The 8,519-nt window shown below is 69.8% G+C and carries 7 protein-coding genes; 1 reads left to right on the top strand and 6 read right to left on the bottom strand.

Annotated elements, in window-relative coordinates; translation table 11 throughout:
* Nucleotides 1-33: 33 nt before the first annotated feature.
* From Pka01_RS38425 to Pka01_RS38450, 6 genes are all read right to left on the bottom strand, one after another.
* A complete protein-coding gene (locus Pka01_RS38425) occupies nt 34-1,029 on the bottom strand; it encodes a helix-turn-helix transcriptional regulator (protein ID WP_203887931.1) in 996 nt (331 codons plus the stop codon).
* A 190-nt stretch (nt 1,030-1,219) separates the two neighbouring features.
* Nucleotides 1,220-2,188, bottom strand: a complete 969-nt coding sequence (locus Pka01_RS38430; protein ID WP_239116169.1) for an ABC transporter substrate-binding protein — start codon at nt 2,186-2,188, stop codon at nt 1,220-1,222.
* 25 nt (nt 2,189-2,213) lie between these two features.
* A complete protein-coding gene (locus tag Pka01_RS38435; RefSeq protein ID WP_203887932.1) occupies nt 2,214-3,044 on the bottom strand; it encodes an ABC transporter ATP-binding protein in 831 nt (276 codons plus the stop codon).
* On the bottom strand, nt 3,044-4,084 hold the full coding sequence (locus tag Pka01_RS38440; RefSeq protein ID WP_203887933.1) for a FecCD family ABC transporter permease: 1,041 nt from the start codon (nt 4,082-4,084) through the stop codon (nt 3,044-3,046). The genes Pka01_RS38435 and Pka01_RS38440 overlap by 1 nt, the downstream gene beginning before the upstream one ends.
* Nucleotides 4,081-5,079, bottom strand: a complete 999-nt coding sequence (locus Pka01_RS38445; RefSeq protein WP_203887934.1) for a FecCD family ABC transporter permease — start codon at nt 5,077-5,079, stop codon at nt 4,081-4,083. The genes Pka01_RS38440 and Pka01_RS38445 overlap by 4 nt, the downstream gene beginning before the upstream one ends.
* Before the next feature lie 273 nt (nt 5,080-5,352).
* Nucleotides 5,353-6,042: a hemerythrin domain-containing protein gene (locus tag Pka01_RS38450; protein WP_203887935.1), complete on the bottom strand. Its 690-nt coding sequence runs from the start codon at nt 6,040-6,042 to the stop codon at nt 5,353-5,355.
* A gap of 440 nt (nt 6,043-6,482) precedes the next feature.
* Between Pka01_RS38450 and Pka01_RS38455 the strand changes: the two genes are divergently transcribed.
* Nucleotides 6,483-8,519: NACHT domain-containing protein (locus tag Pka01_RS38455; RefSeq protein ID WP_373318244.1), on the top strand; the 2,037-nt coding region annotated here is incomplete at its 3' end.

Raw genomic sequence — 8,519 nt, forward strand, 5'->3', positions numbered from 1 at the left:
GCGGGTTCAGCGGGTTCAGCGGGTTCAGCGGGTTCAGCGGGACGAACGCAGGACCCGGGCCGGTGAGACGCCGAATTCCGCCTGGTGCAGGGCGGCGAACCTGCCCAGGTGCGCGAACCCCCAGGATCGGGCGATCGATGCCACCGTCTGCACGGACGGGTCCGCGTCGCACAGTTCGTCGTGCGCGCGACGCAGCCGGACCTTGCGGAGGTAGGCCATCGGCGGCACCCCGACGTGACGCTGGAAGCCCTCCTGCAACGTCCGCGCGCTGACATGGCACCGCGCGGCGAGCATGGAGATCGTCAGCGGGGTCTGCGGCTCGGCCTCCATGATGTCGATCGCGGCCCGGATCACGGCCGGGCGCCCCGCCTCGGCCGGACGGTCGAGCCTGTCGCGGTACGGATAGTCCGTCGCCAGCAGGAAGCCGCGGATGAAGCCGTCCACGAGCGGCGGCGCGACCAGCGGTTGAAGGACGACGCTGTCGGCGTCGCCGAGTTGGTGGTTGAGCATCAGGAGCATGCGCACCCAGCTGCGGGCGCGTCCGCTCGTCACGTCCAGGGTGGGCGCGAAGGCGATCTGCGTGGTCACCCGGTGCCCCAGCAGGGCCTCCAGGGCGTGTTCCAGCGCGGTTCGCCCGAATCCCACACAGACCAGCCGGCAGTCGCCGGCCCACCGCGTCAGGGTGGTCTCGCCTTCAGGCCGGTAGACCACCGCCGTGTCCTGCGTCGCCACCGCGTCCACGCCGCGGTGGCGGGACTCGGCGTGCCCGGCGATCGGGAGGAGCAGATGGTAGCCCGCGCGCAGCTCGCTGCCCTCGATCCGCAGGTCCACCCCGTGGACGGCGTCGCCGAAGGTGAGCGGCCCGATCCCTCCGTAGCGTTGCATCGGCGCGGCGGTGGTCGGCCTGCCCAGCACGGTGACCTTCAGCGACTGGAACGCGGTGCGGCAGTCGTCGCCCGGCGCTTCGGCCAGGATCCCGCTCGGCGGCGAACCCGGCCGGGCCGGCGGCTCTGAGATGGTGTCTCGCATGTGACGGCTATCTACTCTTCGGTCCTTCGCTCTCCCGCGCCACAACGTACGTGACGAAAATTGACAAAAGGCCTATTAATCGCAAAAAGGCGGTAATGCAAAGACGACCCCGACGGGGGCCGGCCGGGTTCACCGGCGGCCGGCCCCCGTCGGGGTCGTCCATGGAGTTCGCGGGCAGGCGCCCGCGCGATCACTTCTGGATCAGCGGCGTCAGGTACTTCTTGACGTCCTCGACGACCTTGCCTGCGGCGGTGACGCCGATGCCGGTCATCCAGATCTCGTCGTCAACGACCTGCACGTGCCCTGCCTTGACCGCGCTGAGCTTGTTCCACAACGGTCCGGCGGTCACCTCGGCCTGCTGCTTGGCGGCGTCCGGCCCGAACGCGCTCACGAAGATCATGTCACCGTCGGCGTGGTCGATCTGCTCGGGGCTGATCGGGGCGAACCGCCGGTCGGCCTTGCCCTCGAGGAGCTGCTCCTGCGGACGGCCGACGCCGATGTCGTTCAGCACGATCCCGGCGAACGAGTCGGGCCCGTACTCGCGGATCTCAGCGGGCCTGAAGCGGATCAGGCTGATCTTCAGCTTGGCCGGGTCGCCGAGCTCCTGCCCGACGGCCTTGGCCTGGGCCTCGTACGCCTGGAGCTTCTGCTCACCCTCGGCCTTCTTGCCGACCGCTTCCGCGTCCAGCAGGAAGTTCTCCTTCCACGTGATGCCGACCTTCTCGGTGAACACGGTGGGCGCGATCTTCGACAGCTCGTCGTAGAACTTCTCCTGCCGGAACTTCGAACCGAGGATCAGATCGGGCTGCAGCGCCGCGATCGCCTCGAGGTCCGGCTCCTGGAGCGTTCCGACGGACTTGATCGTGGCAAAGGACGAACCCAGATATTTCGGGATACCGGACTGCTCGTCCGGCAAGGCCGCGCCGATCGGAGTGATGCCGAGCGTGTAGAGGGAGTCCAGCTTGTCGGTGTCGAGCACCACGATGCGCGACGGGTGCTCGGGCACCTTCGTCTCGCCCATGGCGTGCTTCACGGTGCGCGTCGCGCCGGCCGCCGAGCCGGAGTCGCCGCTCCCGCCGCCGCACGCGGTCAGGGCCAGGCCGGCCATCGCCACGACGGCCACCCCCCTGAGCAGCCGGCTGAATCCGTGGAACCTCACTGTGTCCTTCTCCTATCGCTCTCAGTTACGCCGGCGCGTCCGGCACTACCATCGGCGCGCCCGTCACCGGGCACGGCACCACCACCCCGCCGAGGCCGAACACGTCGGCCAGCGTCTCGGCGCTCATCACCTTGTCCGGCGGGCCCTGGTCGACCACCCGGCCGTCCTTCATGACGACGAGGTGGTCGGCGTATCGGCACGCCTGGTTGAGGTCGTGGAGCACGGCGATCACGGTGCGCCCGCCGTCGCGGTTCAGCCGCCGCAGCAGGTCGAGGACTTCGACCTGATGGGCGAGGTCCAGATACGTGGTGGGCTCGTCGAGCAGGAGCGCGTCGGTGTCCTGCGCGAGCGTCATGGCGATCCACACCCGCTGCCGCTGGCCGCCGGAGAGCGCCTCCACGCTCTGGTCGCGCACATCGGTCAGGCCGGTCAGGGCCAGCGCCCGCTCGACGGCGGCCGAGTCCTCCGCACCCCACTGCCGGAACCACCGCTGGTACGGCTGACGGCCGCGGGCGACCAGATCCGCCACGGTCACCCCCTCGGGCGTGACCGGGCTCTGCGGCAGGACGCTGAGCCTGCGCGCCAGTTCGCGGGTGGGCTGCGCGTGCAGGTCCTCCCCGTCGATGAGCGCCGCGCCTCCGCGAGGGGCGAGCAGCCGGGCCAGCGTCCGCAACAGGGTGGACTTCCCGCACGCGTTGGGGCCGATGACGACCGTGAAGGCGCCGGCCGGCAACTCGAGGTCGAGTCCCTCGATGATCAGCCTGTTGCCGTATCCCACGCTCAGCTCGCGGGCGGCCAGCCGTACCGGCGAGCGCGTTTCACCGCCGTCGGGAAGGGACGGGTGCTCGGTCGTCATCAGGGCGTCCTCCGTACGAGCAGCCACAGCAGATAGGGGCCCCCGAGGACGGCGGTGAGCACGCCGACGGGAAGCTGGACGGGCGCGAAGGCCGTTCGGGCGACCAGGTCGGCGACCACGGTCAGCAGCCCTCCGGCGACGGCGGAGCAGGCCAGCGGCGGGCGTTCGGCGCGCACGAGACGGCGGGCGAGTTGGGCGGCGACGAGCGCGACGAAGTCGACGGCCCCCGCCTGCGAGATGGCGAGCGCGGCCAGCACGACCCCCACCACGCCCAGGAGGAGGCGCCGGTTCGTCACTCTCACTCCCAGGCCGCGCGCGACCTCGTCGTCCAGGGCGGTGGTGTCCATCGCGCGTCCGGCCCACAACAGCACCGGCAGGAGCACCACCAGCGGGATCAGCAGGATCCGCGCCTCGGGGTAGCCGGTCCCCGCCACGCTGCCCGCCAGCCAGATCTGGGCGCGCTGCCCGTCGATCGCGTCGGCGCCCACGATGAAGATCTCGGTGAGCGCCTTGGTCGCCAGCGCGACCGCGATGCCGCACAACACGAAGCGGCGGGCGGCCAGGCCGTAGCGCCAGGACAGCGTGAACACCAGCGTGGCCGCGGCCAGGCCGCCCAGCAGCGCGAACGGGCCCAGCCACGCTGCGCCCAGGTCGGTGCTCATCACGATGGTCGCGGCGAATCCCGCGCCCTGGCTGACTCCGATGACGTCAGGACTGGCGAGCGGGTTCCTGCTGACCGCCTGGAGCAGCGCACCGGACAGCCCGAGCAGCGTGCCCACGGCGAGCGCGACGACGATCCGCGGGAGCCGCAGATCCTGGACGACGAGGGTGAAGGGCCCGTCGCCCGCGAGCGCGCGCACGACGTCGACGGGGGCCACGAACGTGCTTCCCACGCCGAGCGACAGCACAACGGCGACCAGAGTGAGGGCGAGGAGCAGCAGGAACACCCCTGCCGATCGGCGGCGCACCACGAACGTCAGCGGCCCGGCGCTCACGACGCTGCGGCCCGCCACCGGATAGGACGGCATGGCGGTCCTCATGCGGTCACCGTCCTTCCGCGCCGGACGAGCAGGATCAGGAAGGGGGCGCCGACGAGCGCGGTGACGATCCCGGCTCTGATCTCGGCGGGCGGTACGACCAGCCGGCCGATCACGTCCGCTCCCAGCAGCAGCGAAGGCCCGAGCAGCATCGAGACGGCCATCACCCAGCGGTGGTGCGCGCCGACCAGCCCGCGTGCCAGGTGGGGAAGGGCGAGCCCGACGAACCCGATCGGCCCGGCGGCGGCGACCGCGGCGCCGGTCAGGACGATCGCCGCGACGGCGGCGGCCAGCCGTACCCGGCCGACGTTCCTGCCGAGACCGCGGGCGACGTCGTCACCGAGGGCGATGGCGTCCAGGCCGCCGGCCACGCCAAAGGCCAGCACGATTCCGCCCACCACGAACGGCAGCACCCACAGGGCGACGTCGATCGGGCGGCCGGACAACGATCCGACGGCCCAGAAGCGGTACTGGTCGAAGGTCTTCACGTTGACCGTGAGGACCCCGATCACCACGCCGGTCAGTGAGGCGTCCAGCGCGGTGCCCGCGAGCGCGAGGGTGACCGGCGAGGCGCCGTCCCGGGTGCGGGCGGCCAGGGCGTAGACGAAGGTTCCCGCCAGCGCGGCGCCGGCGATGCCGAACCAGATGTAGGCGGGAAGCGTCGTCATCCCGAAGACGTTGATGGCGGCGACCACGCCCAGCGAGGCCCCGGAGGAGACGCCCATGATCCGCGGGTCGGCGAGCGGGTTGCGGGTGAGCGCCTGCATCAGGACCCCGGCCGTGGCCAGTCCCGCGCCGACGGCGATCCCGATGATCGTCCGAGGCACCCGGAGGGACCACAGGATCGCGCTCGCGTCGCTGTCGTCCGGGCGCAGCAACACCTCAAGCACGCGGCCGGGCGCGATCCCCCGGCTGCCCGCAGCCAGGCTCAGCAACACGGTGGCGGCCAGCAGCAGCGCGGACCCCGCCAGTACGGCGTGGCGCCTTTTCGTCCTCATCGCCCGCCGCTCACCCCGGTGCCCCGTTCACTCGATCAAACTAGGTAAGGCTTACCTAACCGGGGGATACTAGGGGATGACCATTACGAACGACAAATCACTATATTTCCGGTACGGCGAATGCCGCCGGAACGGGGGCGAGCCGTTCCGGCGACACGACAAAGAGGGCGGCGCGATACAGCGCCTGCACGACACGACGGCGACACGACGGCAGCGGCACGACGGGAGCGACACCGCGGCGGCACCGACTCCGGAATCGGTGCCGCGCCGGAATCACAACTCGGTGCTGCGCGGCGGGGTCGGCGTCCCGTGGACCCGCTCGGCGTAGGCCGCGAAGGCCTCCGCGGCCATCTGCCTGATGACCGGGCGAGCCTCGGGCGGCATGTTGGCGATGGCGATGTCGACGACCTCGGGATCGCCCTCGTACATCAGCATGCCGAACCCCAGCGGAAGGCTCTCCGGGTCGGCCCCCGCCGCCCCCGCCTGGACGATCCGGTTCCACTCGGTCGCGGTGATGTGGCTCTCCATGAGCGGGACCACGTGCTCCTCCTCCGCGCTGAGGTGCTCCCCGAGCAGGGGAAGCAACCGGTCGAGGGCCTCGGCCAGCGCCTGGCGGGACTCGCCGGTGGCACGGTCGCGCCACGTCGCGATCGCCTCGTCCACCTCGGCCGCCGCCTTCGCGACCTTCTCGTGCTGCTCCTCCATCAGATGGACGAAGGGCTCGAGTTCCGCGGGAACGCGCTCGGCCAGCATCGGCCAGACGAACTCGTCCTCGCCGTGATGGTGGTGATGGAGGACGGTGGCCACGCTCTCGACGTGACTCGCGATGATCCCTGCACGCTCGAGGTCGCCGGTCGACACATTGCGGACCAGTCCCGGCATGAGGCCGAACTCCCGCCGGAACATGTCGTGCAGCATGTACATTTCACGGCCGTCGAAGTACGGCTCAGAGGTGATCCCCACAGCACTCTCCAGATTCATCGTCGGTTCGGGACCGAAGCGGTCCCGGCGCAGGCCGCGATGGGTGGCCAGGCTCACGCGATGCTAATTCCGGATTCCCCGCCACTTTTGGGGTGGCGCGGAATGTGGCCATCGTTCCGCGCTAATGGGACAGACCTCGCCACGACGGAAGATCCCCTGGTCAGAGCCGACGCCAAGGCGATCTTCAGGTGCGGCGTCTCACGGAGGCCGGCCGCGCCCGCGAAACACCATTCTCCGCCCCCTGCGAATCCGACTCTCCATTAAGGTCGGACGCGAATTCGACAGGTGTCTTTTTCGCCGCTCTGACGCAGCCGCATTCTCCGTACGCGGCAAGCCGTACGGCGACCGCGGCATGTCCCGAGCGAACCGCCCGATGAGAGGGCGGAGAACGAGGCTTTACGTGATCACGCGGGTCCGCCAGCATGAAAGGACGTGCGATCGCGAGGGAGAACCTGGTGCCGAGCAAGCTCTCCTACGCCGACGCGGTGAAGTTGTTGGGTGGCTCCGGCAGCTCGCTCGTGACCGCGCTGGACAAACTGACCGGCGGTGTGCTGCTGGCGGCAACCGGCGGCGGGGTCGAGTTCGCTCTCAACCTCTTCGATGCCAAGGGTGAGATGGCCCGGCTCAGTGGGGCACTGGTCAGCGGGCTGGGAGACCGAATGCGTGGCCTGGGCCGCTTCGACCGGACCGAGCGACTCACCGCTGCTCACAAGGTGATCGTTCTAACAGCTTTCTTCGAATCCCTGAACGCCGTGACGATCTCCATCGGGGTCAAGGAGCTCAGGCTCGGCAAGTCGGCACAGGTCACCCTTGCCGCCGGCGAGCAAGCCTCTTCCGATCGGCTCCGCGCGCTCACCGGCATGCTCAACGACAGCGACATCCCCGGAGAACCCGTACACCTCGACAGCGCCGGCATGCCCGACACGCTGCGGACGTACTACGCCTCACTGGGCGTTCGGCTGATCGCCTATCTACGCGAGGCAACCGTCTGGGATCGGCTCGACTCATCAGAGCAGCTCGAACGCGCACTGACTGACGAGGTGCCCGACCTCGCGGCGCGCCGCTACGAGGAGCACCTGCGCCGACTCGCCGGTGACTTCCCTGAGGTGGCGTTCTGGTCGAACCGGCTCGACCACATCGCGACCCACGACCGGCTCCTGCGGCTGCACGCCGGACTGGAAGGGCTGGGACAGGTCCTTGAAGGGATCGCCTCCGGCGCCGCGGTCGCCGACGACCGGCGGCAGGCGCTGGCCAGACGCTACCGGCGCCGTCTGTACAAGCCCGTCGTCGCAATGGGAGACGTCGCTGACGGGCTGGTCATCCCGTCGTTGGCGGCAGCGTACGTCAACCCTCGGTTCCGTGCCGCCGGGGTCGCCCGCGCCGTTCCGATCGGCCAGGAGGACTGGTGGGAGGGGCACCCGGTCCGGGAAGACTTCCAGGAGTTCCTCATCGGCTATCTGACCTCGACCGCCGCCACCCGGAGCCCTCTGATCGTGCTGGGCCAGCCCGGCTCGGGCAAGTCGGTGCTCACCAAGGTGCTCGCCGCTCGCCTCCCCGCCCGTGACTTCCTGACCGTGCGAGTGGCGCTGCGCGATGTCCCCGCCGATGCCGACCTGCAATCCCAGATCGAGTACGCGATCAGGGAAGCGACCGGCGAGAACCTGACCTGGCCGACGCTGGCCAGAACAGCCGACGGCGCGCAGTGCGTCATCCTGCTCGACGGGTTCGACGAGCTGCTCCAGGCCACAGGCATCGGCCAGACCGACTACCTCGAACAGATCGCGCGCTTCCAGGAACGGGAAGCAGACCAGGAGCGCCCGGTCACTGTCATGGTCACGACCCGCATCGCGGTCGCGGACCGGGCCAGGATCCCGCCCGGCGGTGTGGTCGCGGTCAGGCTGGAACCGTTCACCGACCAGCAGGTCGAGCAATGGCTGACCGTCTGGAACGAGCACAACACCGATTACCTGGCCGGGCGCGGGCTACGGCCACTGCCCACCGCGACGGCACTGCGCCAGCCGGCTCTGGCCATGCAACCACTGCTCCTGCTGATGCTGGCCCTGTATGACGCGACGGACAACGCCCTTCAACAGCGCGGGCAGGAACTCGACGAAGCCGACCTGTACGAGCGAATCCTGCGGAGCTTCGCCGAACGCGAGATTCACAAATCCCATGCTGAGCTGGCCGGCGACATGTTGGAATCGGCGGTCGAGGAGGAGATGCTGCGGCTGTCGATCACAGGATTCGCCATGTTCAACCGGGGCCGACAGTGGGCCACAGAAGACGAACTCTCAACGGATCTCACCGCGCTCCTCGGGCCGCTGACCTTCGAGCAGCGAATGCCGGACTTCCACGCCCCGCCCACGCCGGCCCAGCGTGTCATCGGCCGATTCTTCTTCATCCACCAGGCCAAGGCCGTGCGCAACGATGCAAGCCTCACCACCTGCGAGTTCCGGGGG

The sequence above is a fragment of the Planotetraspora kaengkrachanensis genome (assembly GCF_016862895.1).
In the GTDB taxonomy this organism is placed as follows: Bacteria; Actinomycetota; Actinomycetes; order Streptosporangiales; family Streptosporangiaceae; genus Planotetraspora; species Planotetraspora kaengkrachanensis.